Source organism: Synechococcus sp. UW179A (genome assembly GCF_900473965.1).
GTDB lineage: Bacteria > Cyanobacteriota > Cyanobacteriia > PCC-6307 > Cyanobiaceae > Synechococcus_C.
Genome location: NZ_UCNJ01000012.1, coordinates 31,472 through 58,275, shown reverse-complemented (window position 1 = coordinate 58,275; position 26,804 = coordinate 31,472). Strand labels below are relative to the sequence as shown.

Sequence of the window (26,804 nt, the reverse complement as noted above, 5' to 3'; positions counted from 1 at the left end):
AATCAGCTGACCTGATAGTTGGCGATACGAGCAAAGCTTTCGGCATCGAGGGATGCGCCACCAACGAGCACACCGTCGATATCACTCATGCTCATGAGCTCATCGATGTTTCCGGGTTTGACGGATCCTCCGTACTGAATGATCAGATCAGGGGCACCCACCCAACTACGAATCAGGCCACAGATGCGGTTCGCCTCCGAGGATTCACAGGTTTTGCCGGTGCCGATGGCCCAGATGGGTTCATAGGCAACCACAAGATGATTTGGATCGAGTCCTTCGAGGCCCTGCTCCACCTGACGGCGGATCACACGTTCGGCTTCGCCACGGCTGCGCTGTTCATCACTTTCTCCAACGCAGACGATGGGGATCAGACCATGGGCCTGCGCTGAACGCGCCCGGTGGTTGATCTGCTCATCGCTCTCACTGAAGTATTTACGTGGCTCGCTATGCCCAACGATCGCGTAACGCACTCCATGTTCTTCCAGCATCGACGGAGCGATCTCACCTGTGAATGCGCCCTGAGCCTCCCAGTGCACGTTTTGACTTGAAATCTCAAGCCTTGATCCTGACGTGACCTCAGCGGTGGTACTGATCGCAGTGAACGGAGGCGCCACCACCAGCTCACGGTCATCAGGCGTGTCGGCGATCAATGGCAGAAACGTGGCCAACCAGTCCCGGGCCTGGGCGCACGTCATGTGCATCTTCCAGTTTCCAGCAATCACCGGTTTGCCCACGCTTGCGTCCTCTGCGGCTCAGCAGCAGCCAACTTACGTTCCTACGCGAGCAAGAACGTCTCAGATCTTCGTGACGACGGCCTGATCTCCACCCAGGATCACACGATCCCCGATCTTGAGCTGTCGACCGCGCTGGGTGACAACGCAGTCATTCACACGTACTTCTCCAGCCTGGATCAGCATCTTGGCCTCACCGCCGGTGCCAACCCATCCTTGCCATTTCAAGAACTGATCGAGTCGCATCAGCTCATGGGAGCACAAAAGAGCATTGATAGTGTGACGCGATGCTGAAAACCTCCGAGGCAGGATTCCGCAGGCTGCTGCCATTGCTGCGTCCGCATCTGCCCCAACTGAGCCTCGGGCTGGTCTGCATGCTCATTTATGTGAGCAGCTTTCTGTTGCTGCTCAATCTCGCGGGATCCCTGTTCCCCGCACTGGGATCGAGGGATCTTGGCCGGGTGCTCGGACTGATCGGGCAGGGCGTCTTGATTTTTGCGATCCAGAAACTGGCTCAGTTCGGTCAGGACTCCCTACTAGCCGGACCTGCCCTTCAGGTGAGCAAAACCCTACGCAGCAATTTGTTTGGGCGTTTGCAGACTGTTGAACTGGGCGCACTGGAAAAACTCTCCGCAGGCGATCTCACCTACCGACTGACCGAAGACGCCGATCGTGTCAGTGAAGTGCTCTACAAATCAATTCACGACACACTTCCAAGCGTGCTCCAACTGCTGGCGGTGCTGGGATACATGCTCTGGCTGGACTGGAAACTCACGGCTTCCATCCTGCTGCTGGCACCGTTGATCATCTGGCTGATCAGCCTGTTTGGCGCACGGGTGATGGCGGCCACCGAACGGAGTCAGAAAAAAGTGAGCGAACTGGCCGGTTTGCTCGGCGAAGCGATCGAGGGCCTGCCGCTGGTGCGGGCCTTTGCTGCAGAGCCCTGGTTGCAAGGCAGGTTTGAAGACGAGATTGACCAGCATCGTCAAGCCCGGCATCGCACCTACAGCCTTGTAGCCCTGCAGCACCCGGTGGTGGGCATGATCGAAGTGGTGGGCCTTTTCTCCGTTCTGGGCCTGGCCGCCTGGAGGATTCAGAACGATGGTCTGAGCATTGCTGGCTTGAGCAGCTATCTCACCGGCCTTGTGGTGCTGATCGACCCCATCGCTCACGTCACCAACAACTTCAATGAATTTCAGCAGGGCCAGGCTTCGCTGCGGCGGCTACGACAGATCGAACAAGAACCTCAGGAAACGGCAGATCCGGATCCGGCCTTGCCGATTGGTCGACCTGAAGGCCACCTGAATCTGCATCGCGTCCACTTTGCTTACGGCAACGGTGAACCAGTTCTTCGAGACATCAACCTGAGCATCGAAGCCGGTCAGGTGGTGGCACTGGTGGGCCCATCCGGTGCTGGGAAAAGCACCTTGTTCTCCTTGCTTTTGCGCTTTAACAGTGCCCAGTCAGGAGAGATCGAGCTGGATGGAAAGAATCTGGCACAAGTGAAAGCGCGCGAACTCAGGCAACAGGTCGCCCTCGTGCCCCAACGCACAACGGTGTTCTCCGGCAGCATTGCTGAAGCGATTCGTTTTGGTAGGCCGGCGAGCCATGGCCAGCTGCTCGAGGCAGCCCGTCTGGCCAATGCCCACGACTTCATCATGGCCTTGCCGGATGGCTATGAGACGAAGCTGGAGGAACGCGGCACCAATGTTTCAGGGGGGCAACTGCAGCGGATTGCCATTGCCAGAGCCGTCCTGGGAAATCCTGCGGTGCTGCTGCTCGATGAAGCCACTAGCGCCCTGGACGCTGAGGCTGAGGCTGCTGTTCAGTTGGGGCTACGTCAGGCGATGCACGGTCGCACCGTGCTGGTGATCGCTCACCGACTGGCCACTGTGCAGGAAGCCGATCAAATTGTGGTCCTTGACCATGGCCAGATCAGCGAACGAGGCAGCCATGATCAGTTGATGGCGAATAACGGTCGCTATCGAGATCTGTGTGAACGCCAAATGATTCGCGATGGGCGCAGCTAGGTTTCGTTGGATTCAACTGTGATTCTGTCCATCCGATGACCGCAACGCCAGCAGAAAATCCAGTGCTCACTTTTGAAGGTAAGCGCTACAACCTCAATGAACTTCCTGAAGATCTGAAGGAACTGGTGCGAGGCATGCAAGTCGCCGATGCGCAATTGCGCATGCATGAAGACACCCTGAAAGTTCTTGCGGTTGGACGTCAGTCCATGGCAATGCAGCTCAATGAGCGACTCAAGAACGTCACCCCGATGCCCGACCAAGGCTGAACCATCTAGGAAACGTCAAGAGTCTCCAAAACAAGAAGCCTCCGCCAAATGGCGGAGGCACTTAACACTGAATCAGCCCATTTGATCAGTTGGATGATTCCGACGTCTCGGGGAAGCGATAACGACGGGTCAGTTCAAACACAGTTCCTGACAACAGCAACAGCGCGATCAGGTTGGGAATGGCCATCAGGCCATTGAGCGTATCCGCAACACCCCACACCACACCGCGATCGCCCACCAGTGAACCAATCACAACCACGGCGACCCACACGCCCCTGAAGGGCAGAATCGCCTTCACGCCGAACAGATATTCTGTGCAGCGTTCGCCATAGAAACTCCAACCGAGAACGGTGGTGAAAGCGAACACAAGCAGGCCGAAGGTAACGATCCAGCCCGAACCGGCCAGAGCCTCATTGAAAGCTGCAATCGACAGCTCAGACCCTGACAGTCCACCGCCGGCGATGCCGCTAACCAAAATCACCAGGGCAGTAAGCGTGCAAATGATCATCGTGTCGATGAAGGTACCAAGCATCGCCACCGTGCCCTGACGAACGGGGTCATCAGTACGGGCAGCAGCATGGGCGATCGGTGCACTGCCCAGACCAGCTTCATTGGAAAAAATCCCTCGTTTGAATCCCATCAGGATCACCTGAGTGAGCGTGCCCGTTGCAGCGGCTTGTCCGGTAAATGCATTGCTGAAAATGCTGGCGATGGCGTCGCCGACACTGCTGATGTTGGCCAACAGGATGATGAGGCAGGCGAGCACGTAGGCGATTGCCATAAACGGCACAATCGCGGAGGCAGCCTTCGAAATACGGCGCACACCGCCGATGATCACAGCAAAGACCAGCACCCCTAGGACCACGGCTGTCACTTCACGAGGCACACCCAGCCCGAGCAATGCACTGGACACTTCGAAACATTGAACGCCGTTGCCGATGCCGAAACCGGCCAGCATGCCGAACACAGCAAACAGCCCACCAAGCCATACCCAGCGAGGTCCAAGACCTTTGCTGATGTAATACATCGGCCCACCGACGTGATGACCCAATTCATCCACCTCGCGGTAGTGAACGGCCAGGACAGCTTCGGCGTATTTGGTTGCAATGCCAAAGAAGGCAATCAACCACATCCAGAAGATCGCCCCAGGACCGCCGATGGCGATCGCTCCTGCTACCCCGGCGATGTTTCCAGTCCCGACGGTGGCGGCGAGCGATGTCATCAGAGCCTGGAAGGAACTGATATCTCCCTCAGCCTGTTGTTCAGAGGGGGCCAGCATCATGCGCACCCCGTAGGGAAGACGCAGGATCGGCATGAACCGCAGACCGACCATGAGCAAAATGCCCGTGATCGAAATCAGACCCACGGTCGGCCATCCCCAGGCGAAGGAACTGATCGGACCGTTGATCGCGGTGACGACGCTGTCGAAGTTGTCGGAAGCGTTTGCAGGAGCTGTCATCAGAGTGAAGCCAGATCGTTGAACTCGAACACCTGAAGCGTGTCCTTGCCATCGGAATCTTTGGAACTGATCGCTCGACGCTCAAGCACCCAGCTGCCCTGGGCACCGAGAGGCACGAAGGTGTCTTCAAAGCTGCTGGAAGCTCCCTTAACTTCGCCACTGGCGGGATCCGAGTACTGACTCGTGTAGTTGCGACTCAGATAACCCGATCCAGTGTCCGTCGTGCTTCCTGTGTGAATCGTGACCACCGTGCCGTGGATATGGCGGTGAACCATCGTCACCACATCAGCTTTGATGCGATAGCGATCACCCTCACCCTTGCCTCCGATCAGCACTTCCAAGCCTTCATCGGTGCTGTCACCAGCAGTGAAGGTGTTGGCACCGTGCACCTGCTCGAAAGGCCTGCGAACGCGATGGATGGCGACTTCCCAGAGTTGAGAGGCGATCGCCTTCTCAACCTCAGCATCATCGATGCCCTCGACCTTGGCCTTCAGATCCGCACCGATCTGGAAACGCCCTTCGACACGTCGGTCGCCTTGCTCCCAGATGCACCGACCCTTGTATCCGCTAAAACCTGGTTCCCAGGTGTAGCGGTTCTGATAAGCAGCTTGAAAAGCATCCCGGCAGTCACTGCCGGGGGCAACGTTGGGAATGCTGGTGACAGTCACGTGAAGACATTGATGCTCAGGCGACCTTACCGGGACTGACCCTATCGATGAACATCCTGAAGGGCATGGATATCAAACGTCTGCGATTGGAGCGCCTCAATCCCTTGCACAGCAGACCGTGCTCCGGCAAGCGTGGTAAGGGTCGGTACGGAGTAATCGAGCGCAGCACGCCGCAAGTAGCGATCGTCATGGGCCGCTTGACGACCGATCGGTGTGTTGATCACGAGCTGCACAGCACCGGAGCGAATCAGATCCTCAATATTCGGACGCCCTTCATGAACCTTGAGCACTGACTGAACTTCAAGGCCAGCCTCAGTCAAGGTGGCCGCCGTTCCAGCAGTAGCGGTGAGCTCAAATCCCAGTTCAAGCAATCGCTTGGCCACCGGCACGAGAGCAGGCTTATCTCTGTCATGGGTCGATAAAAAAACGTTGCCCTTGGTGGGTAGTGCCTCCCCAGCAGCCAGCTCCGCCTTGGCGTAAGCCATCCCAAATTGCGGAGCCCACCCCATGACCTCTCCGGTGGAGCGCATTTCCGGTCCCAGCAATGAATCGGCACCAGGGAAACGCCGGAACGGCAGGACGGCCTCTTTCACTGCTTGAAGCGGCGCAGAGGGCTCCTGGCTGAGACCGATATCCGCGAGGCTCTCGCCAGCCATGAGGCGTGTAGCAATTCTTGCCAATGGCACACCGGTGGCCTTGGCGACGAATGGCACCGTCCGCGAGGCGCGCGGATTGGCTTCGATGATGAAAACCCGTTCTTCCCCTGAGGCAGTGCGCTGAACCGCGAACTGAAGATTGATCAGACCCTGAACTTGAAGGCGCAGGGCGAGGGCCTTGGTCCAGGAGCGAATGGTGGCAAGGGCCTCATCACCAAGAGAAACCGATGGCAGACAGCAGGCGGAATCCCCTGAATGAATCCCAGCGGGTTCGATGTGCTCCATCAGCCCACCGATCACCACCACACCATCACGGTCGCAAAGCGCATCCACATCCACCTCAACGGCGTTTTGGAGGTATTGATCGATAAGCACCGGATGATCAGGTTCCACCTGCACGGCTTCGGTCATGTAGCGATTGAGCTCCAATTCGTCGTGAACGACCTCCATCGCTCGGCCACCCAGCACGTAGGAGGGACGCACCACCACCGGATAACCCACGTTGTCTGCCACAGCGCGTGCCTCCTGCTCGCTTCGAGCGAGGCCGTTGCGCGGTTGGCGGATGTCAAGTTCACGCAGGATCGCTTCGAACTGCTCACGGTCCTCAGCACGATCGATCGATTCCGGTGAGGTTCCCCAGATACGGGTGCCCGTGGCCTGACCTGCCGGCGAGTTCAGCCAACGCAGCAGAGGCATCGCCAGCTTGAGGGGCGTTTGGCCGCCGAACTGAACAATCACACCTTCGGGGCGTTCCGCCTCGATCACATTGAGAACATCCTCAAACGTGAGCGGTTCGAAATAGAGACGATCACTGCTGTCGTAGTCGGTGGAGACCGTTTCGGGATTGCTGTTGAGCATCACCGTGGCGAAGCCCCGATCTTGTGCAGAAAACGAAGCATGGCAACAGCAGTAATCAAATTCGATCCCTTGGCCAATGCGATTGGGACCACCGCCCAGGATCATCAGTTTCGGCCTGTTGTCCTCAGAGACTTCCGTCGCAGGAGGCTGAACCGTCAACGTCCCCGTTGCATCCAGGCGAGACAAGGGACGTTCATAGGTTGAGTAGTGATACGGAGTGGTTGAAGCGAATTCAGCCGCACAGGTGTCCACGGTCTTAAACACTGGACGCACTCCAAGTTCCTGTCGCGCTTGGCGCACCTCTAGCTGATCCGAACCGGTGAACCAGGCGATCTGACGATCGGAGTAGCCGAGCTGCTTGAGCCTGAGAAAATCCGCAGCGCTGATGTCCGACAACTGCCTGTCGTTCAGCAGTTCAGATTCAGTGTTGATCAGACCACGCAGCTTGGCCAGGAACCACGGGTCAATGCGGCTGAGATCGTGAATCTGCTCATCTGTCCGTCCGGCCACCATGGCGGCGCGCACAGTGAGGATTCTTTCCGGAGAGGGTGTCCGCAGAGAACGGTCAAGCTCAGCCGCTGTGAGCTCGGGCTCAGCGCGATCACCACCCCAGCCGGCCAGACCGGTCTCCAGGGATCGCAAAGCCTTCTGGAACGACTCCTCGAAACAACGCCCGATGGCCATGGCCTCACCAACGGATTTCATCGCCGTGGTGAGCACCGCAGGCGAGCCCCGGAATTTTTCAAAGGCGAAACGGGGAACCTTGGTGACGACGTAATCAATCGTTGGTTCAAAGCAGGCGGGTGTCTTGCCGGTGATGTCGTTGAGAATCTCGTCAAGGGTGTAGCCCACGGCGAGACGCGCCGCGATTTTGGCAATGGGGAATCCAGTGGCCTTGCTGGCCAGAGCCGACGATCGGCTGACGCGGGGATTCATCTCGATAACCACCACATCGCCATCAGCGGGGTTGATCGCAAACTGGATATTGCTGCCGCCGGTAGCAACACCGATCTCGCGAATGATGGCGATGGACTGATCTCTCAGTCGCTGGTATTCACGATCCGTGAGGGTCTGGGCTGGAGCCACGGTGATCGAATCACCGGTGTGAACCCCCATGGGGTCGAGATTTTCAATGCTGCAGACAATCACCACGTTGTCGGCGAGATCGCGCATCACCTCAAGTTCGAATTCCTTCCAACCCAGGAGGGACTGTTCGATCAGAATCTGAGAGACGGGACTGGCATCTAGACCGGTTTTGCAGATCGAGGCAAATTCTTCAGGGTTGTAAGCGATGCCACCTCCACTTCCGCCCAGAGTGAAAGCGGGGCGAATAATTCTCGGATAAGTGGCGATGGCAGCGCCCACAGCCTCCGCCTCCTCCAGCGATGAGGCGATTCCCGAAGGACAGACCTTCACGCCGATGCGCTCCATCGCCTGCTTAAACAGGAGTCGATCCTCCGCTTTTCGGATCGCCTGCAGATCGGCACCGATCAGCTCGACCCCGAATCGTTCCAGTGTTCCGTTTTCAGCAAGAGTGACTGCCAGATTGAGGGCGGTCTGGCCACCCATCGTTGGCAAAAGGGCATCGGGTCGTTCCTGTTCGATCACCCTTTCGACCACTTCAGGGGTGAGCGGTTCCACGTAGGTGCGATCCGCCATATCCGGATCGGTCATGATCGAAGCCGGATTGGAATTCACCAGCACGACCTCATAGCCCTCGGCGCGAAGTGCTTTGCACGCCTGAGTTCCGGAGTAATCAAACTCACAAGCCTGGCCGATCACGATCGGCCCAGAACCCAGCAAAAGAATGCGACGAAGGTCATTCCGCCGGGGCATGGCGTTCTCTCAGCAGCCAAACCTTTTGAGTCTCCCACGCAGCCCCATGTCCACTTGCGTCTGTGCAGCAGTAGGTGCCCAGCAGTCGCTAGCGTTAGGGGTCAGGAGAACCATCGACAATCATGAGTGAGCTCCAGCGTCTGAAAGGGTTGCTTCCCCCGGAGATGCAGAGCTGGGTGTTCGTCGAGGCGGCCGCCGCCGTTGAGCCGGCCTTGATCACCCTTGAGGAGATCGGCAGGGATGAAGTTGAGATCCAAGTTGATCTCGACGCTTGGGACAATCTTGCCCTCGACCACCGCAATCTGCTGTTCTGGCATGAAGTAGGCCGGATCCAGAACGACACCATTCCCCGCGATGGCTGGGAGATGGCAGCGCTTGCGATCGGTCTCGGCGGAGCCATCGGTGAGCTCTGGGTTCAAGACGGCCTGCTGTTATTCATGGCCTTAGGTCTGTCGGGATTCGCGGGCTACCGCCTCTATCTGAAAAACAATGCGGAAAAACGGCTGCGCGATGCGATCTCGGCTGATGAGCGGGCCATCGATCTGGCCTGTCGTTTTGGCTACAGCGTTCCGAATGCTTACAAAAGTCTGGGCGGCGCTCTGAAGGACCTCGTCGAGAAAACCAGAAAGAAGAAAAAACGCAGCTTCTACGAAGACCGACTTGAGGCTTTGCGCAAAAGTGCTGGAAAAGCTCGCGCTGAAATGGCGCAGCAGCAAGGTTCACGTCAATCCGTTAGCAGCGAAAACGTCTATGGATAGTGAACAGCTTGCGGAACTCGCAGCCGACGCCTGCGATGACCGTAAGGCGGTGGACATCCAGCTCATCCGAGTCGATGAGGTCTCGAGTCTTGCCGACTGGATGGTGATTGCCGGTGGTCAGAGCGATGTCCAGGTCAGGGCTATTGCGCGATCAGTCGAGGATCGAATCGAGGATGAGGTCCAGAGACTTCCTCTACGCAAGGAGGGAGTGAACGAGGGTCGCTGGGCATTGCTGGATTACGGCGAACTTATCGTGCACGTGCTCCAACCTGGGGAAAGGAGTTACTACGACCTTGAAGCATTTTGGAGTCACGGGGAACGTCGTCCCTACCTAACCTCCAGGACAACAGACGATTAACAGGCGGCCCGGCATGGCCTCGAGCATCTCCTGCCCTGTTCCCCCTGAGCAGAGACCTCAGGAGGAATTTGCTCAATTCAGCCGATCCTGGTTTTTTGCATGGCCCTGTACGGCCCAGGTCTCTCTCGACCGGGCTTTACTGATCAGCTGGCTGCTGATTTCACCGATCACCGTGCTGGTGGCCAGTGGTAGTTGGACCTTGCGCCACGATCCAGTGCGTTTGCTGCTCGCCGGCGGTGTTGCAGCCCTTGTGATGCCGATGCTGCTGTTAGTCCGTCAGTGGCTTGGCTGGACCTACGTCCACAAACGCCTGCTCTCGGAAAAGGTGGAATACGAGGAATCAGGGTGGTACGACGGCCAGGTCTGGGAAAAACCTGTGTCGTGGCGGGAGCGAGATCTACTGCTTGCTCAGCATGAAGTCAGGCCCATCCTTGGCCGACTCGGGCGAGCCATGGCCCTGGTCACAGGTCTGATGCTCGGTGGAGCAAGCATCTGTCAGGCTCTGTGAATCTTAGGAACATCAGGGCATGTCGATCCCATCGGGTTACCGCGGCTCGGCGCGCTCCCTGAGTACCCCACCTCTCGAGGTTCGGCTGCGGCGAGGGTCTTCCATCGAGTCCACCCATCGAGTGCATGCAGTGGTCTGCGACAGCCGCGGCCGGGTCCTGATGAAAGCTGGACAGCCTGACTTCGAAACGTTTATTCGCTCGGCGCTCAAACCCTTTCAGGCCCTACCGCTGATCAGCAGCGGTGCATCGGAGACCTACAACTGCGCTGAGCGGGGAATCGCCATCAGCTGTGGATCCCATTCGGGCACCCCTGGGCATGCGCGTGAGGCCTTCCGGTTGCTGTGGAACGCAGAGCTCGAAAGCGACCATCTGCAATGCCCGATCCCCTTGGGCCGCACTAGTCCCCTGGAGCACAACTGCTCAGGTAAGCATGCTGCATTTCTGATCACCGCCCGAAAAATGGGATGGCCGATCGAGACCTATCTCCAGGGAGACCATCCCCTGCAGCAGGAGGTCACGCGACGCGTAGCAGAACTGCTCGGTCTGCCCCCTGATGAACTGGTTGCTGAACGGGATGACTGCGGAGCTCCCACACTGCGCCTTCAGCTCGACCAGATGGCTCTGTTGTATGCCCATCTCGGATCTTCAGCCCACGCGCAACTGGAACAGATCAGCCGGGCGATGCTTGCACACCCAGAACTAGTAGCTGGAGAGGGGCGCTTCGATACAGAATTAATGCGACGCTCCCATCACCAGGTGATCAGCAAAGGGGGTGCAGAAGGCATTCAATGCCTGAGCCGAACCGGTGAAGGGCTTGGCGTTGCGATCAAGGTTGAAGACGGCGCTAGACGAGCCAAGCAGGCTGTGGCCCTCCATCTACTGCGTCAGCTCGACTGGATGACGCCAAGCGGACTGAAGGAACTGGAGGAACAGCTATTGATCCTCAATCCTGGCGTTCACCTTGATGTAGAGGGTGAGCTGCGAACCTGACCACAATTGAGTGGTGTCTTCGATCACCAAGTTGTATGATGATTGGGTCACCGCGGGGTAGAGCAGTCTGGTAGCTCGTCGGGCTCATAACCCGAAGGTCGGGAGTTCAAATCTCCCCCCCGCCACCAAATCAAAACGAAGATTGCAGTTCAAGTTGGCGCTTTTTATGCAAATATTTAGATGATATCTAGCGATCACTAACCGAAAAGCTTTCCCAAACTATAAAAAATCAATCAATAATTATTTTGGCGCTATTCAACACAATTACAGCACATTAAAAGGCAGGTAATTTCATTCTAATCACCATTTCGGGCCTCCGATTTTAATCGCCTTACACAATCAGGGCAGGACAAAACGGCAAACCTAATATTATGCTTACCAAAGCATCGCAATATCTGAATGTTTATACTATGCCTGAGACCCAAGGCAACGGAGTTTTTCGAGCTGGCCACATAAAACACATATTCAATCTTGAGCGCAAAATCTCCAAAAGAAATAAAGTTGGCCCGATCAAACTCCGCTCCAGAGACTGAATTCACAGCAGTCTCGATCAACCCAGGAACCAACTCAAGCAGCTCGGGAGAAGTTCCGTACTCAACACCTATGATCTGCTTTATTCGGCGCCTAGGAAAATCATCAAGATGTTCAATAGTTGAATCGAGTAAATCACTATTACTCATAACAATAAGTTGTCCACTTACGCTTCGAATCGAGGTGGTACGCACGCCAACCTGCTCAACTCGGCCAACAACTTTACCAACTCTAATAAGTTGATTAAAAGAAAAGGGTTTATCAAAAAGAACTATTATGTAGTCGGCCCAATTTTGTATCGGGCGCTGAAAGGCAATACCAACACCAATCCCTGCTCCAGCCAAAGCTGCGAAAATTGCGCCCAATTGAAGACCCTGTTGTCGAAAGTAGATCAACAGCGCTATCACCCAGACAAACACACGCAAGATAGGTGATAGAGCTGCAAACATTTCAGGGCTGAAAGATGCTTTCTGCTTCTGCCTGATATAGCTATCAACAAAAAACACCAGTGAAGTATTGCTCAGCCTCACCAAAAGGACCATCGCGATAAAACTTACAATTGCATAGCTAATTTCATCTACCTGACCGGCGTCAGGCAAAGCATCCCAGCCCCAAACAAGGGTCAGCAACAGCCCAGCTGGAACAAGCGCACCTATGAGCAATTGTCTAATAAACTCGGAAAAATTGTGCTTCTTTCTCCTTATACGACGTATTAAAAATCCAAAAAAATATCTGAGCGCTAAGACCGCAAAAAAACCACCCAACCACCGCAAAACAGCCAGAGATAAATAAGAAGGAATGATCATTGATCAAACACAATGCCTTGTCGCAAACTATCTAAATACTCCCTTTCTGTCTTGCCAAAGCACACCTTTGCAGCGATTGTGCAGGTTCAGGAACTACAGGCGGCGTAGCTGCGATGACACTGGCCAGAGCTCTCGACCGCGTCGGGCACTATCAGTAGGTCATCCTCATGCCGTGTCCTTGAATCCCTTTGAAGCAATTGTGATCGGATCGGGAGCCACAGGCGGTGTGGCAGCGATGACACTTGCAGAAGCAGGGCTCAGTGTTTTGGTTGTGGAAGCGGGTCCCGATCGATCAGCTTCGGAAGCCCTCGGGAGCGAACCTGGCAATAGTTTCAGACGAGCCGAAGGTCTGATCAGCGGTCGCCATCGGCGTCAGATTCAACACCCTGGCTACTGGAAACAGAACCCCTCCCTTTACGCGGACGAACGTCAGTACCCGTACAGCACGCCAGACGATCAACCATTTCTGTGGACCCAGGGTCGTCAGGTTGGCGGCCGCAGCCTCACGTGGGGTGGCATCACCCTGCGGCTTTCCGACTATGAGTTCAAAGCTGCGGATCAAGACGGATACGGTCAAAACTGGCCCATCACGCATGCCGATCTCGATCCTCACTACAGCGCACTCGAGCAGCTGTTTGAAGTCCGTGGTGAGCGGGATGGTCTTGAGCAGCTCCCTGATGGACAGATGGCACCAGCTTTACCCTTCATGCCTGAGGAAGAGCGGATGCGTGAACTCCTGCACAAGGAGCGCGGCATTGCCTTGATCCATTCCCGGGGTTTTGAGGCCCCCCAGCGCACCACGTCAGCCGAGTGGCCTCGATCAAGCAGCAACGGCAGCAGCCTTCAGCGAGCACTGGCCACAGGGCGGGTGCAACTCCTGTGCAATTCAATGGCGGAGACCCTGGAGATCGATCCCGCCCAGCAACGAGCCCGCGCCGTTGTGGTCGTCAACCGCATCAATGGGGAACGGCAGCGACTGGAATGCGATCTGGTGGTGACCTGCGCCTCCACGATCGCAACGCTCAGACTGCTGCTGCAGTCTGAGCAACAGGCAAATTCAAAGGGCTTCAAGGATCCCTCAGGGCTGCTGGGCAAGGGATTGATGGATCATGTGTCTTGCTGTCGATTCTTCTCGGTTCCAAGCGAAACCGGACGCGGCGCGGCTCAGCAATCCGACCCATCCAGCAGGCTTTCAGGAGCAGGAAGCTTCTTCCTGCCCTTCGGAAATGCCCCTGAGACCTGCGCCGGGCGCCCTTTTCTGCGCGGCTATGGGATCTGGGGAGCCATCAACCGATTTGATCCGCCCCGGTGGCTTAAACGCAATCCAGACCGTCGGCTTGGCTTTCTGATCGGCCACGGTGAGGTGCTCTCAGATTCAGAAAATCAGGTGAGCCTCTCGCAACACTGCGACCCACTTGATGTGCCGATACCCCACATCAGCTGCAGCTGGGGAGCGAATGAGCAGGCCATGGTGCAACACATGCAGAACACAATTCAGGACTGCATCAACATTGCCGGTGGTCTTACGACATCACTTGCAGATCAGGTGCACCTTCCACTCGTGAAGCCTCTCGTCGCGAAGGCTCTTGCGGCTCAGGAGGACGCTCCACCTCCGGGCTATTACATCCACGAAGTCGGAGGTGCAGCAATGGGAAGCAACGAGGAACACAGCGTGGTTGATCGCTGGAACCGTCTCTGGCGATGTCCCAATGTGCTGGTTGTGGACGGCGCCTGCTGGCCCAGTTCCGGTTGGCAGAGCCCGACGCTCACCATGATGGCGATCACCCGGAGAGCATGCCTGGCAGCAATTACACCTTGGAACGGCTGAATAGATCATCGAGATAGAGCTCCGTGACGGCGCGCTCAGAACAACCGTTCTGGAAAAGGAACTGGGCCAGGGCGGAACTCATGACCTGGGACTGATCCCAAGCCTGATTGGACCCAACGAAGGCTTTCATGCCCTGGTAGAGAGCTTCAGGGATTTCAGCCTCAAGACTCACGAAGCGTGATTCACCATCCGATGCAGTGGCCGGCTGCGGATCCATGCAGCGCTCCAAGTGATTGCAATCCATCCGCGCTTCTGCGTCCCGTTTCCACCAACAGGAAGCCACACAAGCTCCCTGATCGTCAAAGCGAACAACGGGCTGCCACCAAACGCTGATCTCAAACAAGACTCATTGCAGCACAGGCGGCTTGCTTGAAAGACGAACACAGCACACCACTCGAGCAATCAAGCGAGGACCCCTGTCAAGTCACGAAAGGCACCGGAATCCAAAACCACAGCCTCTCCCTCCAGGCGACTGCTTTCAGCAAATAGCAGTGGAAAAGCGTCTAAGAACTGTGGAAAACCGCAGCCTTTCTCCACAGCGCCACGAGACATCAGTCACGCTTATGCGAGCAAGTCTCGCGAGACCAAGGCAAGACAGAGACGCCTGAGTGCGCCGTTTCTACCGAATTACTTCAGATTTGAGACCCAGTTGCTTCCTGCTGGGGTGCCGTTCGACGCAACGTTGTCGGTCCGAGGGGGTGATCGGCGTGGGGGTAGGGATGGTGTCCATGGTCATGACTGTGCTGGTCATGACTGTGCTGGTCATGCTCATGGCAGTGGTCATGATCGTGATGGTGCCCAGCGCCCACTGGAATCGGGATGCCGTCGGGTTGACATACACCCGTGCATTCCCGTTCGCAGAGTGCACAGGCTTCCGTGAGCCCCTCTACATGGTGATGGTGACTTGACTGATCAAGTCCCACTTCCTGCTCAAAGCCCAAGACCTGAGCCCTGTATTTGCAGAGAGAGCAGTTCATTGCGGCTTCTCCGCCCATCACTTCCTGAACCCGCTCCAGGAACGTGTCTAGAACGAAGCTGTGATCACCCAAGTAAGACGCGTTGACAAAGTCAACGTCGGGATGATCATCCGCAACCCGTTGTGTGTGTTGACGGATGCGGCTGACCAACACCCCGGAGAACAGAAAATAAGGAAACACGATGATGCGCTTAAAACCAAGCTTCACCACATGACGCAGTCCGGGTTCCACCAGAGGAAATGTGACGCCCGAATAAACGGTTTCCCCCCAGCCGAAACCAAAACCCTCCACCAACATCCTGGTGACCTTGGCAACGTTGGAATTGGCGTCAGGGTCCGAAGAACCACGACCCACGACCACAAGCATGGTGTTGGCGAGATCAACCCTGGAGGTCCTATTGAGAGCCTCCTCAATGCGTGCTCCTGCCGCGGCGATCATCAAGCGGTCCACGCCCAGTTCACGGCCGTAGTCAATCTCCAGTCCAGTTTCAGCGCTGTAGGTGTTGAGCACAGACGGGATGTCGTTCTTGGCGTGTCCAGCGGCAAACAACATCGCCGGAACGGCAAGCACCTTGACGACTCCTTGCGCGCGCAGCCTTTCCAGACCATCTCTCAGGATGGGACGTGCGAATTCAAGAAAGCCATATTCCACCGGCAATCCGGTCAGGCGCTCTTTAAGTCCGTTGGCCAACCCCTCGAACTCGGCAACCGCCAGACGGTTGCGGCTGCCATGACCACAAATCAGAACTCCATGTTTGGTTGCAGCAGGAGCAACGATCTGCTGGGTCACACATGCGGTGCATCTGCATCAAACCTATTCGCGGCTGTAAAACAAAGACCATGAACCCGCTGGCGAGTGATGCAAAGAGCCTTGGTTGCCTGACTCCCAGTCCGGAGCTGTTGAAGCAGCTGATGCTGCAACCGCTCGGATCCGTGCCCGTGCGGGTTTGCTCAGGAGGAAACAGCAGTCGCTGCGCAGGCGATGGCAGCTGGACAGTGGATCTGCGACGACACCGGAAGGTCTGCTATCACGAGAACTCAAGAGAAATCGAGTTCGGAACCGGCCTGACGATGGCCGAGCTGCTGCAGGTCTTACGAGCCTCTGACCGCAGCATTCCCATCGGACTCTCTGGTCTGACCGGCAGCGGCTTCATCCTCACGGGAGGAATGGGTCCCCTGAGCCGTTCCCAGGGGCTTGCCCTGGACTCCATCACCGCAATCGACGGGATCTGGGGGTCAGGTGAGCCCTTTGCCCTTTCGGAGCATCAAACAGCAGAGGATGTGTGCCGCTGGCGCGCCCTGATGGGTGCCTCACCATTCTTGGCAATCGTCACGCGGCTGCGCCTGCGCACCCAACGACTCCAACCGCTGCAGGTGCGCCATGGGTTGATCCCTCCGTCGCAACTATCAGAGCTGATCCAGATCGCGGAGAGCTGGCCTGAAACCTGCAGCCTGCAATGGAGCTGGGGGAAGAGGTTGGAGATCTATGCCGTGGACTGCAGCTCCGATAAACCCATATCCCGAAAGCTGAAAGAACTTGATCCAATCCTGGGAAGAGATCAGCACGCTGCAATCCAGCACTGCAAGGATCAACTGGAGCAGCCGACCTTTGGCAGCCTTGCCTCTCAAGCCGTTGCTTCTAGACCCGTTCACAGCGAAGTGCTCGCGCGTCTCGGTCCAGCCCTGAAGCATGAGGCCGGCCCCTTGATGGAGCTGCTGAGCTGTCGCATGCAGGAGAGACCCCATGGAGAGTGCCGCATCAGCGCTCAACAACTGGGGGGAGCAACAATGCGAATCAAGCGCGAGAGCTCTTCCTTCGTCCACCGCGATTCCATGTGGAAACCCTGGATCACAGCAGCCTGGAATCCTGGAGATCGCTCTGGGCGACAACAAAGTCTTGAGTGGATGAATCAGGTCAGTGCCGACTTGAGCACAACATGCCCTGGAGTGCATCTCGCTCAATTGCATGACCATCTGCCGGGCCATCAACGGGAACTGGTGGACGCCTTCGGGGACTGGTTGCCGGAACTTCGCCAACTCAAGAGCGCACTGGATCCGGAAGGACGATTGCCGCCGCTCTGAACTACGGTCCCTGCACTCAACAGAAGATTGATGGCCTCAGGATCCGTGCCTCGGCAGATGAATGTCGGCTTCGGCAACCCAAGCAAGGATCTGCTGTCCGGACTTGTGGTGGCCTTCGCCATGATTCCGGAGGCGATTGCGTTCTCTGGCATTGCCGGTGTGGATCCGCAGGTTGGCCTGTTTGGAGCGTTTCTGCTGTCGATCACGATCGCCTTTGTCGGTGGTCGCTCAGCGATGATCACCTCTGCCACAGGCTCTACAGCACTGCTGATGACTGGGCTTGTCGCCACCGGGGAGGCGCGCGGAGAGGGACTGGGATTGACCTACCTCCTTGTTGCCGGTGTGGTCACAGGCATCCTGCAAATTATCTGGGGTTGGCTGCGTTTGGCCTACCAAATGCGTTTCGTGCCTCTAGGCGTGCTCAGCGGCTTTGTGAATGCGCTGGCGTTGCTGATCTTCCAGGCACAGTTTCCCCAGCTGGGCATCAATCTGCACTTCGGCGAAACCGATGCGGCGGGCCACGCCCATGACCTGCTGCCTCAAGGCAGCCAGATTCCGGTGATCTGGGGACTGGTCGTGCTCGGGCTGTTGATCATCTATGGATTGCCGCGCCTGACACGACTAGTGCCATCACAGCTGGTGGCCATCATTGTGCTGACCGTGATCTCGATCGGTTTCAGCCTGGATATCCCCACCGTGAGCAGCCTCGGAGACTTGCCAACCGGACTGCCGATTCCGAGCTGGCCGTTCGGTTCGCCGGACGAGATCAAGGTTCCCTTCAGTCTCGAGACTTTGGGAATCGTTCTGCCAACGGCCCTGGCGATCTCACTGGTGGGTCTGATGGAGACCTTTCTGACCCAGGACATCCTCGATGAACGCACCGACAGCAACTCCAACAAGAACGTGGAAGCAAGAGGTCAGGGCATCGCCAACATCGTGTCCTCCCTGTTTGGGGGCATGGCCGGCTGCGCCCTGGTTGGTCAGTCGGTCATGAACATCGACAACGGTGGACGAACCAGGCTCTCCACTCTCTTTTCAGGGGTCAGCCTGCTGGCCATGATTCTGCTGGGACGGCCATGGCTCGAACAGATCCCCATGGCCGCACTGGTAGCTGTGATGATCAGCATCGCTGTGAGCACAGCTGATATCGCCGGGCTGCGTCGGCTCCGGTCGATCCCAAAGAGCGACACGGCGGTGATGCTGATGACCTTCGCCGTCACCATGCTCACCACGCCCCACAATCTGGCGCTTGGAGTGATTGCAGGAGTGGCTTTGGCAGGCATTTTGTTCAGCCGCAAAGTGGCCAAAGTGATCCGTGTTGATGCAGTGGATGTGAATGAGGAGATGCGCCGCTATGTCGTGAACGGACAGTTGTTTTTCGTAAGCAAGATTTATTTTGTTCAGGGATTTGATGTTCATGACCATCCCAACCAGGTCACCATTGATATGTCAGCTGCTCATATCTGGGATCAAAGCGGTGTGAGCGCTCTGAACCAGGTGATTCGCAAGCTTGAGCAAGGCGGATCAAAAGTCGAAGTGCTGGGATTAAACGAAGAAAGTCTCAATCTCTTTGAACGGATTGGATCCCAACCCAATGGTGGGCATGGCTGACAAGGGGAATTCTTAGAGTTGATATGTGAACTGATTGATCAACAGGTTCACTGAACGCTGTAAAGGAGGCCCAAGCAGGAGGTGAAGTCGTTGCGCATTCCTTTCAACCGCTGTTCGATCTGCTGGTCGCTGGAATGCTCCTGGAGATAGCGCTCTGTCACATCGTTGCCGATGCTCATCACCAGGCAAAGAGTCTGAAGATCGTTAGTGTCAACAGCACGCTGCTTAGCCCCCTCAAGCATCACGTTGAGCAAAGCCATCTTGTTGTTGTAAGCCTGTCGGTCTCCCATCTGCCAGCTCAAAGCAGGAGAACCAACCATGGACAGTACAAATCCCATGGCTAATAAGGATCCCGCTCGGAACCGAAACATCTTTCGGAGCTTGATCGACATGCAAGCAACAGTAGAGATTCCTGCCAAGGTCAGCAGGTATCCGCCTCAAACCTCTCGAAGTTCTGACAAAATTGCCCTCCAAGGACCACTCGTATGACGAAGCGTCGCTCAATTGTCTCCCTTTTCTCGGCGTGCCTGGCACTCTCAGCCTGCGCAAGCCTCGGAGATGGTGATGCATCCCGAGTGGATCTGATTCGCAGCAGAGGGGAACTGCGTTGCGGCGTCAGTGGAAAGATCCCAGGTTTCAGCTTCCTGCAAAGAGATGGCAACTACGCAGGCTTGGATGTGGATTTATGCAAGGCCTTTGCGGCGGCGATACTCGAGGACCCCAGCAAGGTGCAATACAGACCGCTGACTGCACCGGAACGATTTACAGCACTGAAAACAGGAGAGATCGATCTTCTTTCACGCAACACAACGTTCAACCTCAGTAGGGATGCTTCAGGTGGAAATGGGGTGAGTTTTGCGCCAGTCGTTTTCCACGATGGGCAGGGGTTATTGGTGCGGCGAAACAGCGGAATCCGCAGTCTTAAAGATCTCAAAGGTCAGTCGATCTGTGTTGGCTCGGGTACCACGACAGAACAGAACCTGAATGATGCGTTTCAGTCACTTGGGTTGCCCTATCAACCGATCAAATATCAGGATCTCAACCAAGTGGTTGCTGGTTATCTCCAGGGGCGTTGCCAGGCAATGACCTCAGACCGATCCCAACTCGCATCAGCCCGCTCAGGATTTGAACAACCTGAGGAGCACGTGATTCTTGCTGATGTTCTCAGCAAAGAACCTCTAGCTCCCCTGTCCTCAGGTGGGGATCAGCGCCTCTCAGACGCCATGCGCTGGGTGGTTTATGGAGTGATCACTGCAGAGGAAATGGGAATCACCCAGGCCAATGTGAACGACAAGCTGAAAGAGGCACAGGACAATCCTGATCTCACGAAGTTGAGGCGGTTTCTTGGAGTCGAAGGCGACCTGGGCAGCAAGCTTGGTCTCAGCAATGATTTCGTGGTGAATGTGATCAAGGCCACCGGCAACTACGGAGAGATCTACAACCGACATCTGGGGCCAGAAAGCGCCGTTCCAATCCCACGCGGACTCAATCAGTTGCATCGCGACGGAGGAGTCATTACTGCACCTCCGTTTCAATGAAACGGAAGGGCTTTCGATGGCTTGAGATCGTCCTGGCGGTAGTAGTTCTCACGCTTGTGGGAATTCTGGTCAATAACCTGGCCGTGAATCTGATCCGCACAGGGCTAGGACTGAGCTTCGAATGGCTCTGGCAGCCTGCTGGATTCGCCCTTAGCGAACACACACTTCCCTATCAGCCCGGAGACAGCACAGCCTGGGCTTTGCTGGTGAGCTGGCTTAACAGCCTCCGGGTGATCGCTTGCAGCATCGTGCTTGCCACGGTGCTGGGTGTTGTGGCCGGAGCGGCAAGACGCAGTCTCAATCCTCTGCTGCGTCAGCTAGCTGGCTTGTATGTGGGCTTAATCCGCCAGATTCCCTTACTGCTGCAGCTTCTCTTCTGGTATTTCGTGGCTTTTCTTGGCCTGCCGTCCGAACCGATGGCTCCGCTCGGGGCGCTCATCAGCCTCTCGAATCAGGGCATCGCGATTCTTGGATTGAACCTGAGCGTGGAGTTCTCTGCGGTTTTAGTTGGCCTGAGCGTCTTCACCGGTGCAGCGATTGCGGAGGTCGTTCGCGGTGGACTCGACTCCGTCCCTAGGGGTCAGTGGGAAGCATTTAGGAGCTTGGGTATCGGCGAAACCATGGGACTGAGGAGGGTCGTCTTGCCACAGGCTCTACCAGCAATTCTTCCTGCTCTGAGCAGTCAGTATTTAAATCTGGCCAAAAACAGCACCCTGGCAATCGCGGTTGGCTTTGCAGATCTCTACGCCGTAAGTGATACAGCGATCACCCAGACCGGAAGAGCCATCGAAGGATTCCTCATCCTTTTGCTGAGCTTTCTCGCACTTAATCTTCTGATCAATGGTGGTATGCAGGTGCTAAATCGAATCGTGGTTCGTCCAGCACAACGGACCTAGCATCACTCTGTTACTCCTTAGCCCATGAATTCCCGTCGCATCGCAGCGGTGCTGTTGGTGATCGCCGCAATCGCTGCGATCCTGCTGCCCTTTGCTTCCGCAACTCTTCTCACAATTGGAATTGGTGGGATCGCTTTTGCCGCAGGCATCGGTCAATTTCTGCGTCTTGGCGATGAGAGCAACAGTCAGGGGAAACTGTTCCGTATTCTCTCAGGACTGCTTTACATCGGTGGCGCAATCTTCATCCTGATTGATCCCATTGACAGTGAAGTCAGCCTCACCCTCTTCGCAGGCATCCTGCTGCTGGTTGAAGGTGTGATGGAGCTTGCCTCAGGAGCCAGTGCATCAGGTCCGGCAGGCGGCCTGAGCATTGTTGATGGCATACTCACCTCCTTGATTGGAGTTCTGCTGGTAGTGGAGTGGCCATTCGACAGTCTCTGGGCCTTAGGAACTCTGTTCGGAGTCGCCTTGTTCACGTCAGCTCTCAACCTGTTCACCTCACCTGCGGAGCAGCCCGGGAGTTGATGACCGGGTCACAGACTGCGTACCGGAAACGACTTCTCCAAGCCAGACATCACCCACTGCAGACACTGTTCAGTGTTGTGATCCTGGCCCTGATCGCTTGGGTCGTCTGGTCCACAGCTGCTTGGCTGGTTGTGGGAGCAGATTGGTCCATTGTCACGCAGAATCTTCCTCTTTTTGCCGTAGGTGCCTACCCAGAGAACGAGCGCTGGAGGCCTTATCTCTGGCTAGGGCTGCTGTGCGTCATAACGGCGGTCACGCTGCTGCAGCCTCTCGTTTCTGCACGATGGCGAATTAGTGGTCTAGCTCTTTCGTGGTGCTGGCTCGCCATGCTTCCTTTCGGCCTGCTGTTGCTTGCTGGCGGACCGGGCTTACAGACGGTGAGCTCGAGGGACTGGGGTGGACTGACGCTGACGGTGCTGCTCACTGGCTTCAGCGGTTTGCTGGCACTACCACTTGGAATTTTGCTGGCCCTTGGACGCAGAAGCAAGCTGACGCTGCCACGTCATCTCTGTCGCTTTTACATCGATGGCATGAGAGCAGTGCCATTGATTGCCGTGCTCTTTTTCGGACAACTGCTTCTTCCCCTGTTTCTGCCGGTCGAGATCGAAATCAACCGGGTACTCAGAGCCGTCGTGGCTTTCGCGCTCTTCGCAGCCGCCTATGTCGCCGAAGATGTTCGCGGAGGTTTACAGGCCATTCCGGGCACGCAGCTCGAGGCAGCCGCTGCATTAGGGCTGGGTCCATGGCAGATCCAACAGCTGGTGGTGCTTCCTCAGGCACTGCGCGTGGCGGTGCCTGCACTCACCAATCAAGCCATTGGCTTGCTCCAGAACACCAGCTTGATGGCCATTCTTGGACTGGTGGAACTGCTTGGAATCAGTCGCAGCCTGCTGGCCAATCCTGCCTATATCGGTCGACACCTCGAGACCTACATCTGGCTTGCTGTTCTGTACTGGCTGGTATGCACCGCCATGGCCCTTATGGCTCGTCAACTTGAACGTCAGGGCCCCTCTGCCTCCACTTCAGCCATTCCTTCATGACCGTCTCCGTCAGAGCCGAATCAATCAGCAAAACCTTCAACGGTTCACAGAAGGCACTCGATCAAGTCAACCTCTGCGTCAACCATGGCGAAGTGCTGGTGGTGATGGGGCCTTCCGGTTCCGGAAAGAGCACCCTGATTCGCACATTTAACGGTCTTGAAGCAATCGATGCCGGGCAGCTGGAGATCGTCGGCATCCCTCTTGATACGGAGCAGGATGAACGACAGATCCGGCGGATTCGCCGTCGAGTCGGGATGGTGTTCCAGCAATTCAATCTGTTCCCGCACCTCTCGATCCTCGACAACATCACGCTGGCACCAATCCGAGTGAGGAAAATCAGCAAAGTTGATGCAGAAGCAAGGGCACACGGACTTCTGGCGCAGATGGGCATCGCCGATCAGGCCAGCAAATATCCCTCTGAACTAAGCGGGGGTCAGCAACAACGGGTGGCCATCGCCAGGGCACTGGCCATGGATCCAGAGTTGATGCTGTTTGACGAGCCCACCAGTGCTCTCGATCCAGAACGGGTCAAGGAGGTGCTGGATGCAATGCGAAAACTTGCTGCCGATGGCATGACGATGATCGTTGTGACCCATGAGCTCGGGTTCGCGCGTGAAGTCGCCGACCGGGTTTTGTTCATGGATGCGGGGCGAGTCGTGGAACTCACAGACTCCTCTACATTTTTCACCCAGGCGAAGGAGGAGCGCAGCAGGCGTTTTCTCAATCAAATGGCGCATTAAGCAGGATCTCAAGCGCAGGAACCTGTTTTTTGCCAAGGACCTGGCCATGGTAAGGGGGCGTTAACGACGAGATCGGATGAGCGATCCATCGAGACACCCCCCCCGCGACGCAGTGGAATCCACTGTTTCCTCCTGGTGGCGTGAGCGCGTATCAATGCTGATCTTGGACAACAGAAAGAGAGACGCCGCCAGCCTCTATCTGGAGTTCTGCTTGCCCGGCAGCCGAGCGGTCGAACTGTCTGCACACCCACACCGCTAACCCGCTATGGACCAACGTGAGAGGGTTCAACAGCTTTGCGAGGACCACGCCAAAGATCTCAGCAGTCTTGCAACCAACGTTGCGGAACATCGTCAGTGGGATCTGACCCTGCCCGTAGCGGTGATCGATGCCCGTTCCGACAGAAGACGATTTCATGTCACGGCGGTGGGAACCATCGGCAATGTTGTCCGGGTCTCCACGACCATCGACCATCCACTGATGCAACAGCTGTTCAAGCTGATCCAAACCAGGAGTGACAACTCCGCATTGGACCTGATGCTCAGCAATGCCGACTACGGAGAGGAGTTTGAGGCCATCTTCGAGACGTATCGCGAAGAGCGCAGCAATGGAGCACCTCTATGGAGCGCATCGGATGCAGCAGCATTTGTCTTCAAATCCAAGGAAGCATTCGACGATCGAGAGCTTGCAATTGTGGCCCTACTACCAAGCGATCCACATGACGTCGTGACTTTTGGCATCCCGCTTCGCTACTACGGGATCGAGACAAGCTGATCAACATGGTCGTGGAGACGTAGCAGCGCATCCTCTGCCGCCGAGAGCTCCCGTTCAGTCAACAACCAACGTTCATTGCCTAACGGCAGACTGGCAACCTGATCAGACAGTTCCAGCTGCAGCTGCTCGCATCGATCAGCCAGGGTCGTGCTGAGCTGAAGGAAATGCCTCTGAATCAAGCAGGAGGGAGCAGCCATGGTCACAATGGTCCTTTGGTACGGACGGATGGAAGTCTGGCACAAGGGCTTGGGTTCAGGGTCTTGATTTGCTGATGCATCACCAGTGCTGAACCTCCTCTGGGAGATGACTCCCTGCCTCATCGGCGGAGCACTCATCGGACGATGGCGACCTCAGTGGATCGCACCCCTCGCCCTGCCACTGGTGCGTTTCGGCGTTCCTGTGAGCCTGATGGGGCTGCTGCTGCATGGCGGCCTCAACGGTTCGTTATTTGGGATGGCGCTGCTTTCGGTTACAGCCATCACCTTGATGATGATGATCCTGCACTGGCTGAGTGCAGGCATCGCCGCTCTGGGCCGGGCGGATCTGCAGCTGGGCAGCTGCATCGGCAACACGGCTTACTTCGGGATTCCAGCCACTCTGGCCCTGCTTCCGCCAGAGGCGCTACCGGTGAGCATCGGCTACGACCTTGGCGCAACTCTTTTGGTCTGGACTCTTGGACCTCTTTGGCTGAACCGAAAAAGCCAAATGCAAAGGACCCGTGAGCGCTGGCGGGATCTGCTTGCACATCTCAGTGCTAGCCCTGCCACAAGAGGACTTCTTGGGGCACTGATCGTGAAGGTAACCCCATGGCATGAGCTGATCCGTGATGCTCTTTGGCTGCCTTCGCGCGCGGTCATCGTGCTGGCGCTGGTTGTGGTGGGAATGCGACTTGGGGATATCGCAGCACGAAAGTTGAAGGGACCAGTCATCGATCTGAGTGCACCACTGATCTGCAAACTTGTCTTGTTTCCCTCCCTAATGCTGCTGATCAGCCTGGCCTTTCCACTGCCTGGCTATGCACGTCAGGCGTTGGTTCTGCAGGCGGCCGCCCCAACCGCGATCTCCGTTCTGCTCATCGCCGAAGCCGAACAACTGAACGCCGCCAGACCGGCACAACTGATCCTGATCAGCACACTGTCAGCTCTGATCAGTGTCCCGATTTGGAGTCTGCTGATCAGTCCACTGAGCGGAACACCCGGAACGTGAGGTTGAGCCTTGGTTGTTTCACCCGCTTTCTCACCGGCAGGCCATGCATCCAAAGCCTTTGACAATCAGGATCCATCAGCAGAAGGTCGCCATCAGCGAGCGTGACATCGCAACGCGTTCCATTGAATCGATGGCGGAACTGCAAATCTCTACTTGATCCGAATGACAGCGATGCGATAGGGAACGAGGCATCAATCTCTGGTTCGTCATCGGCGTGCCACCCCATTCGGTCCTCACCATCGCGATAGAGATTGAAAAGACAGCCGTTAAACGGCGCTGAGCTCCGGGATGAGACGAGGTCCAACAGGGGCAGGAACCAGTCTGGCCAGCCCTCACCTCGATGCAGCGCACCGCTGTAGCGGTAGGACACTTGGCGGTCGGCAAGAAAGGCCGTCAGCCTTGGCACCAAATGCCATCGCCCATAGACACGGACCTCAGGCTGATCCCAGCTGATCTGCTCCACACAGCGATCCATCCAGGTCTGGCTGAGATCTGGAGAAAGCCAGGCTGGTTGATGGGCCCAGTTCATGACTTCAACGGCCTCGTCTGTGGCCATCCCCAGCACACCATCACGCTGAAGCACTCTGGCGACCGCGCGGACTTGATGGAGCGTGAAGACGGATAACAGCGTGAGCGAAGTTGCCGACCACAACCCATAGATTGCAGGGATGGGAGCACGGATCACGCTGGAAACGTTCCTGAAGCGAGCAAAACAGCGCTTCGGTGATCAGTTCGACTACTCCGGCATCCAATGGCGGAGCTTCAAGAGCCCTGTAAAAATCCGCTGCTGCAAGCACCCCGTTCAGGAAATCACCATCACTCCTGAACGGCACCTTCAGACCACTGGAGGTTGCAAATATTGCCTGCGTGAGCGCCGTGTTGAAGCGCTCGAGCGTGAACTCAACAGAACGTCTGCCAAGCCAGCCGCTGAGGTATCTCGCTCCACTGCCAAGGTGATTGCAGCCGAGGGATAGAGGGCTTCAGCCGTGCAGCTTCTCAAACCAGAAGCCGGCGAGCTGCCAGCTCGAGATCAGGAAGATGCCCAGGAACAACCAGTTGAGCCAGGCGGGGCGCTCCTTCTTTTCGAACATACGGGCTGAGGTGGGAGATGTCATTGTCACCCAAGAGCGCAGC

General features: G+C 56.6%; 29 protein-coding genes and 1 tRNA gene. 18 read left to right on the top strand and 12 right to left on the bottom strand.

The features are described 5' to 3' along the window. Positions 1-2: 2 nt before the first annotated feature. Complete coding sequence (gene tpiA / locus DXY31_RS04705; protein WP_114992622.1) at positions 3-734, bottom strand: triose-phosphate isomerase; 732 nt, start codon at positions 732-734, stop codon at positions 3-5. A gap of 60 nt (positions 735-794) precedes the next feature. Continuing rightward, on the bottom strand, positions 795-977 hold the full coding sequence (locus DXY31_RS04700; RefSeq protein ID WP_114993061.1) for an RNA-binding S4 domain-containing protein: 183 nt from the start codon (positions 975-977) through the stop codon (positions 795-797). 41 nt (positions 978-1,018) lie between these two features. Here DXY31_RS04700 and DXY31_RS04695 point away from each other — a divergent pair, with 41 nt between their 5' ends. Beyond that, complete coding sequence (locus DXY31_RS04695; protein WP_114992620.1) at positions 1,019-2,761, top strand: ABC transporter ATP-binding protein; 1,743 nt, start codon at positions 1,019-1,021, stop codon at positions 2,759-2,761. 35 nt (positions 2,762-2,796) lie between these two features. Continuing rightward, positions 2,797-3,027, top strand: coding sequence for a DUF6447 family protein (locus DXY31_RS04690; RefSeq protein ID WP_114992619.1), 231 nt, complete (start codon positions 2,797-2,799; stop codon positions 3,025-3,027). Between the two features lie 85 nt (positions 3,028-3,112). Here the strand turns inward: DXY31_RS04690 and DXY31_RS04685 are convergent, their stop codons facing one another. From DXY31_RS04685 to carB, 3 genes are read right to left on the bottom strand one after another with little or no spacing between them, the layout of a single operon-like run. Further along, a complete protein-coding gene (locus DXY31_RS04685; protein WP_114992617.1) occupies positions 3,113-4,486 on the bottom strand; it encodes a sodium:alanine symporter family protein in 1,374 nt (457 codons plus the stop codon). After that, the gene (locus DXY31_RS04680) at positions 4,486-5,154 is read right to left on the bottom strand and encodes a DUF3386 domain-containing protein (protein WP_114992615.1); all 669 of its coding nucleotides are present in this window, start codon (positions 5,152-5,154) and stop codon (positions 4,486-4,488) included. Before DXY31_RS04680 ends, DXY31_RS04685 begins: the two co-directional genes overlap by 1 nt. 41 nt (positions 5,155-5,195) lie before the next feature. Beyond that, positions 5,196-8,504: a carbamoyl-phosphate synthase large subunit gene (gene carB / locus DXY31_RS04675; RefSeq protein ID WP_114992613.1), complete on the bottom strand. Its 3,309-nt coding sequence runs from the start codon at positions 8,502-8,504 to the stop codon at positions 5,196-5,198. Positions 8,505-8,626: 122 nt separating this feature from the next. Here carB and DXY31_RS04670 point away from each other — a divergent pair, with 122 nt between their 5' ends. The 5 genes from DXY31_RS04670 to DXY31_RS04650 all read left to right on the top strand — a co-directional run bounded on the left by DXY31_RS04670 (position 8,627) and on the right by DXY31_RS04650 (position 11,247). After that, positions 8,627-9,262, top strand: a complete 636-nt coding sequence (locus DXY31_RS04670) for a DUF3318 domain-containing protein (RefSeq protein WP_114992611.1) — start codon at positions 8,627-8,629, stop codon at positions 9,260-9,262. Further along, positions 9,255-9,620 (top strand): ribosome silencing factor, encoded by a 366-nt coding sequence (rsfS, locus tag DXY31_RS04665; RefSeq protein WP_114992609.1) that lies wholly within the window; start codon positions 9,255-9,257, stop codon positions 9,618-9,620. Before DXY31_RS04670 ends, rsfS begins: the two co-directional genes overlap by 8 nt. Before the next feature lie 13 nt (positions 9,621-9,633). Further along, the gene (locus tag DXY31_RS04660; protein ID WP_114992607.1) at positions 9,634-10,128 is read left to right on the top strand and encodes a CGLD27 family protein; all 495 of its coding nucleotides are present in this window, start codon (positions 9,634-9,636) and stop codon (positions 10,126-10,128) included. A gap of 19 nt (positions 10,129-10,147) precedes the next feature. Further along, positions 10,148-11,119, top strand: coding sequence for an asparaginase (locus tag DXY31_RS04655; RefSeq protein ID WP_114992605.1), 972 nt, complete (start codon positions 10,148-10,150; stop codon positions 11,117-11,119). Between the two features lie 51 nt (positions 11,120-11,170). Next, positions 11,171-11,247, top strand: a tRNA-Met gene (locus DXY31_RS04650). Positions 11,248-11,415: 168 nt separating this feature from the next. Here the strand turns inward: DXY31_RS04650 and DXY31_RS04645 are convergent. Then, a complete protein-coding gene (locus DXY31_RS04645) occupies positions 11,416-12,456 on the bottom strand; it encodes a mechanosensitive ion channel family protein (protein ID WP_114992603.1) in 1,041 nt (346 codons plus the stop codon). Between the two features lie 172 nt (positions 12,457-12,628). Here DXY31_RS04645 and DXY31_RS04640 point away from each other — a divergent pair, with 172 nt between their 5' ends. Further along, a complete protein-coding gene (locus DXY31_RS04640) occupies positions 12,629-14,284 on the top strand; it encodes a GMC oxidoreductase (RefSeq protein ID WP_170953558.1) in 1,656 nt (551 codons plus the stop codon). Here the strand turns inward: DXY31_RS04640 and DXY31_RS04635 are convergent. From DXY31_RS04635 to DXY31_RS04630, 3 genes are all read right to left on the bottom strand, one after another. After that, the gene (locus DXY31_RS04635) at positions 14,265-14,528 is read right to left on the bottom strand and encodes a DUF2811 domain-containing protein (protein ID WP_114993060.1); all 264 of its coding nucleotides are present in this window, start codon (positions 14,526-14,528) and stop codon (positions 14,265-14,267) included. The genes DXY31_RS04640 and DXY31_RS04635 overlap by 20 nt on opposite strands. A 158-nt stretch (positions 14,529-14,686) precedes the next feature. Then, positions 14,687-14,836: a hypothetical protein gene (locus DXY31_RS16790; RefSeq protein ID WP_170953557.1), complete on the bottom strand. Its 150-nt coding sequence runs from the start codon at positions 14,834-14,836 to the stop codon at positions 14,687-14,689. 80 nt (positions 14,837-14,916) lie between these two features. Beyond that, on the bottom strand, positions 14,917-16,050 hold the full coding sequence (locus DXY31_RS04630) for a sirohydrochlorin chelatase (protein ID WP_114992598.1): 1,134 nt from the start codon (positions 16,048-16,050) through the stop codon (positions 14,917-14,919). Positions 16,051-16,100: 50 nt separating this feature from the next. Between DXY31_RS04630 and DXY31_RS04625 the strand changes: the two genes are divergently transcribed. Both DXY31_RS04625 and DXY31_RS04620 read left to right on the top strand, forming a co-directional pair. Next, the gene (locus DXY31_RS04625; RefSeq protein ID WP_114992596.1) at positions 16,101-17,342 is read left to right on the top strand and encodes an FAD-binding protein; all 1,242 of its coding nucleotides are present in this window, start codon (positions 16,101-16,103) and stop codon (positions 17,340-17,342) included. Positions 17,343-17,372: 30 nt separating this feature from the next. Beyond that, positions 17,373-18,953 (top strand): SulP family inorganic anion transporter, encoded by a 1,581-nt coding sequence (locus tag DXY31_RS04620; protein ID WP_114992594.1) that lies wholly within the window; start codon positions 17,373-17,375, stop codon positions 18,951-18,953. A gap of 47 nt (positions 18,954-19,000) precedes the next feature. Here DXY31_RS04620 and DXY31_RS04615 read toward each other — a convergent pair whose 3' ends face one another. Beyond that, positions 19,001-19,273: a hypothetical protein gene (locus DXY31_RS04615; RefSeq protein WP_244279545.1), complete on the bottom strand. Its 273-nt coding sequence runs from the start codon at positions 19,271-19,273 to the stop codon at positions 19,001-19,003. 165 nt (positions 19,274-19,438) lie between these two features. Between DXY31_RS04615 and DXY31_RS04610 the strand changes: the two genes are divergently transcribed. The 6 genes from DXY31_RS04610 (at position 19,439) to DXY31_RS04585 (ending at position 24,464) form a co-directional block, all read left to right on the top strand. Further along, complete coding sequence (locus DXY31_RS04610; protein ID WP_114992592.1) at positions 19,439-20,491, top strand: amino acid ABC transporter substrate-binding protein; 1,053 nt, start codon at positions 19,439-19,441, stop codon at positions 20,489-20,491. After that, positions 20,488-21,387: an ABC transporter permease subunit gene (locus DXY31_RS04605; protein ID WP_114992590.1), complete on the top strand. Its 900-nt coding sequence runs from the start codon at positions 20,488-20,490 to the stop codon at positions 21,385-21,387. Before DXY31_RS04610 ends, DXY31_RS04605 begins: the two co-directional genes overlap by 4 nt. A 24-nt stretch (positions 21,388-21,411) precedes the next feature. Further along, positions 21,412-21,912, top strand: a complete 501-nt coding sequence (locus tag DXY31_RS04600) for an HdeD family acid-resistance protein (RefSeq protein ID WP_114992587.1) — start codon at positions 21,412-21,414, stop codon at positions 21,910-21,912. Continuing rightward, the gene (locus DXY31_RS04595; RefSeq protein ID WP_114992585.1) at positions 21,912-22,952 is read left to right on the top strand and encodes an amino acid ABC transporter permease; all 1,041 of its coding nucleotides are present in this window, start codon (positions 21,912-21,914) and stop codon (positions 22,950-22,952) included. Before DXY31_RS04600 ends, DXY31_RS04595 begins: the two co-directional genes overlap by 1 nt. Beyond that, positions 22,949-23,692 (top strand): amino acid ABC transporter ATP-binding protein, encoded by a 744-nt coding sequence (locus DXY31_RS04590; protein WP_114992583.1) that lies wholly within the window; start codon positions 22,949-22,951, stop codon positions 23,690-23,692. The genes DXY31_RS04595 and DXY31_RS04590 overlap by 4 nt, the downstream gene beginning before the upstream one ends. Before the next feature lie 265 nt (positions 23,693-23,957). Further along, positions 23,958-24,464, top strand: coding sequence for a hypothetical protein (locus tag DXY31_RS04585; RefSeq protein WP_114992581.1), 507 nt, complete (start codon positions 23,958-23,960; stop codon positions 24,462-24,464). On the opposite strand, the gene DXY31_RS04580 is transcribed toward DXY31_RS04585, so the two are convergent. Continuing rightward, entirely contained in the window at positions 24,443-24,661 is a 219-nt protein-coding gene (locus tag DXY31_RS04580) for a hypothetical protein (protein WP_244279543.1), read from the bottom strand. The two genes, DXY31_RS04585 and DXY31_RS04580, sit on opposite strands and share 22 nt — an antisense overlap. 106 nt (positions 24,662-24,767) lie before the next feature. Here DXY31_RS04580 and DXY31_RS04575 point away from each other — a divergent pair, with 106 nt between their 5' ends. Then, positions 24,768-25,670 carry an AEC family transporter gene (locus DXY31_RS04575; protein ID WP_114993057.1) on the top strand — a complete coding sequence of 301 codons (903 nt, stop codon included), beginning with the start codon at positions 24,768-24,770 and terminating at the stop codon, positions 25,668-25,670. On the opposite strand, the gene DXY31_RS04570 is transcribed toward DXY31_RS04575, so the two are convergent. After that, entirely contained in the window at positions 25,639-26,355 is a 717-nt protein-coding gene (locus tag DXY31_RS04570; RefSeq protein ID WP_371639099.1) for an alpha-ketoglutarate-dependent dioxygenase AlkB, read from the bottom strand. The genes DXY31_RS04575 and DXY31_RS04570 overlap by 32 nt on opposite strands. Between DXY31_RS04570 and DXY31_RS04565 the strand changes: the two genes are divergently transcribed. Then, positions 26,339-26,644 (top strand): hypothetical protein, encoded by a 306-nt coding sequence (locus DXY31_RS04565; protein ID WP_114992579.1) that lies wholly within the window; start codon positions 26,339-26,341, stop codon positions 26,642-26,644. The two genes, DXY31_RS04570 and DXY31_RS04565, sit on opposite strands and share 17 nt — an antisense overlap. Positions 26,645-26,804 lie beyond the last annotated feature (160 nt).

Excerpts from the sequence above, each read along its gene's own strand:
- DXY31_RS04700 (WP_114993061.1), bottom strand. The coding sequence starts at position 977 with ATGCGACTCGATCAGTTCTTGAAATGGCAAGGATGGGTTGGCACCGGC.
- DXY31_RS04695 (WP_114992620.1), top strand. The coding sequence starts at position 1,019 with ATGCTGAAAACCTCCGAGGCAGGATTCCGCAGGCTGCTGCCATTGCTG.
- DXY31_RS04690 (WP_114992619.1), top strand. The coding sequence starts at position 2,797 with ATGACCGCAACGCCAGCAGAAAATCCAGTGCTCACTTTTGAAGGTAAG.
- DXY31_RS04685 (WP_114992617.1), bottom strand. The coding sequence starts at position 4,486 with ATGACAGCTCCTGCAAACGCTTCCGACAACTTCGACAGCGTCGTCACC.
- carB (WP_114992613.1), bottom strand. The coding sequence starts at position 8,504 with ATGCCCCGGCGGAATGACCTTCGTCGCATTCTTTTGCTGGGTTCTGGG.
- DXY31_RS04670 (WP_114992611.1), top strand. The coding sequence starts at position 8,627 with ATGAGTGAGCTCCAGCGTCTGAAAGGGTTGCTTCCCCCGGAGATGCAG.
- rsfS (WP_114992609.1), top strand. The coding sequence starts at position 9,255 with ATGGATAGTGAACAGCTTGCGGAACTCGCAGCCGACGCCTGCGATGAC.
- DXY31_RS04660 (WP_114992607.1), top strand. The coding sequence starts at position 9,634 with ATGGCCTCGAGCATCTCCTGCCCTGTTCCCCCTGAGCAGAGACCTCAG.
- DXY31_RS04655 (WP_114992605.1), top strand. The coding sequence starts at position 10,148 with ATGTCGATCCCATCGGGTTACCGCGGCTCGGCGCGCTCCCTGAGTACC.
- DXY31_RS04645 (WP_114992603.1), bottom strand. The coding sequence starts at position 12,456 with ATGATCATTCCTTCTTATTTATCTCTGGCTGTTTTGCGGTGGTTGGGT.
- DXY31_RS04635 (WP_114993060.1), bottom strand. The coding sequence starts at position 14,528 with ATGGATTGCAATCACTTGGAGCGCTGCATGGATCCGCAGCCGGCCACT.
- DXY31_RS16790 (WP_170953557.1), bottom strand. The coding sequence starts at position 14,836 with ATGTCTCGTGGCGCTGTGGAGAAAGGCTGCGGTTTTCCACAGTTCTTA.
- DXY31_RS04625 (WP_114992596.1), top strand. The coding sequence starts at position 16,101 with ATGAACCCGCTGGCGAGTGATGCAAAGAGCCTTGGTTGCCTGACTCCC.
- DXY31_RS04620 (WP_114992594.1), top strand. The coding sequence starts at position 17,373 with ATGGCCTCAGGATCCGTGCCTCGGCAGATGAATGTCGGCTTCGGCAAC.
- DXY31_RS04615 (WP_244279545.1), bottom strand. The coding sequence starts at position 19,273 with ATGGTTGGTTCTCCTGCTTTGAGCTGGCAGATGGGAGACCGACAGGCT.
- DXY31_RS04610 (WP_114992592.1), top strand. The coding sequence starts at position 19,439 with ATGACGAAGCGTCGCTCAATTGTCTCCCTTTTCTCGGCGTGCCTGGCA.
- DXY31_RS04605 (WP_114992590.1), top strand. The coding sequence starts at position 20,488 with ATGAAACGGAAGGGCTTTCGATGGCTTGAGATCGTCCTGGCGGTAGTA.
- DXY31_RS04600 (WP_114992587.1), top strand. The coding sequence starts at position 21,412 with ATGAATTCCCGTCGCATCGCAGCGGTGCTGTTGGTGATCGCCGCAATC.
- DXY31_RS04595 (WP_114992585.1), top strand. The coding sequence starts at position 21,912 with ATGACCGGGTCACAGACTGCGTACCGGAAACGACTTCTCCAAGCCAGA.
- DXY31_RS04590 (WP_114992583.1), top strand. The coding sequence starts at position 22,949 with ATGACCGTCTCCGTCAGAGCCGAATCAATCAGCAAAACCTTCAACGGT.
- DXY31_RS04585 (WP_114992581.1), top strand. The coding sequence starts at position 23,958 with ATGGACCAACGTGAGAGGGTTCAACAGCTTTGCGAGGACCACGCCAAA.
- DXY31_RS04580 (WP_244279543.1), bottom strand. The coding sequence starts at position 24,661 with ATGGCTGCTCCCTCCTGCTTGATTCAGAGGCATTTCCTTCAGCTCAGC.
- DXY31_RS04575 (WP_114993057.1), top strand. The coding sequence starts at position 24,768 with ATGACTCCCTGCCTCATCGGCGGAGCACTCATCGGACGATGGCGACCT.
- DXY31_RS04565 (WP_114992579.1), top strand. The coding sequence starts at position 26,339 with ATGGGAGCACGGATCACGCTGGAAACGTTCCTGAAGCGAGCAAAACAG.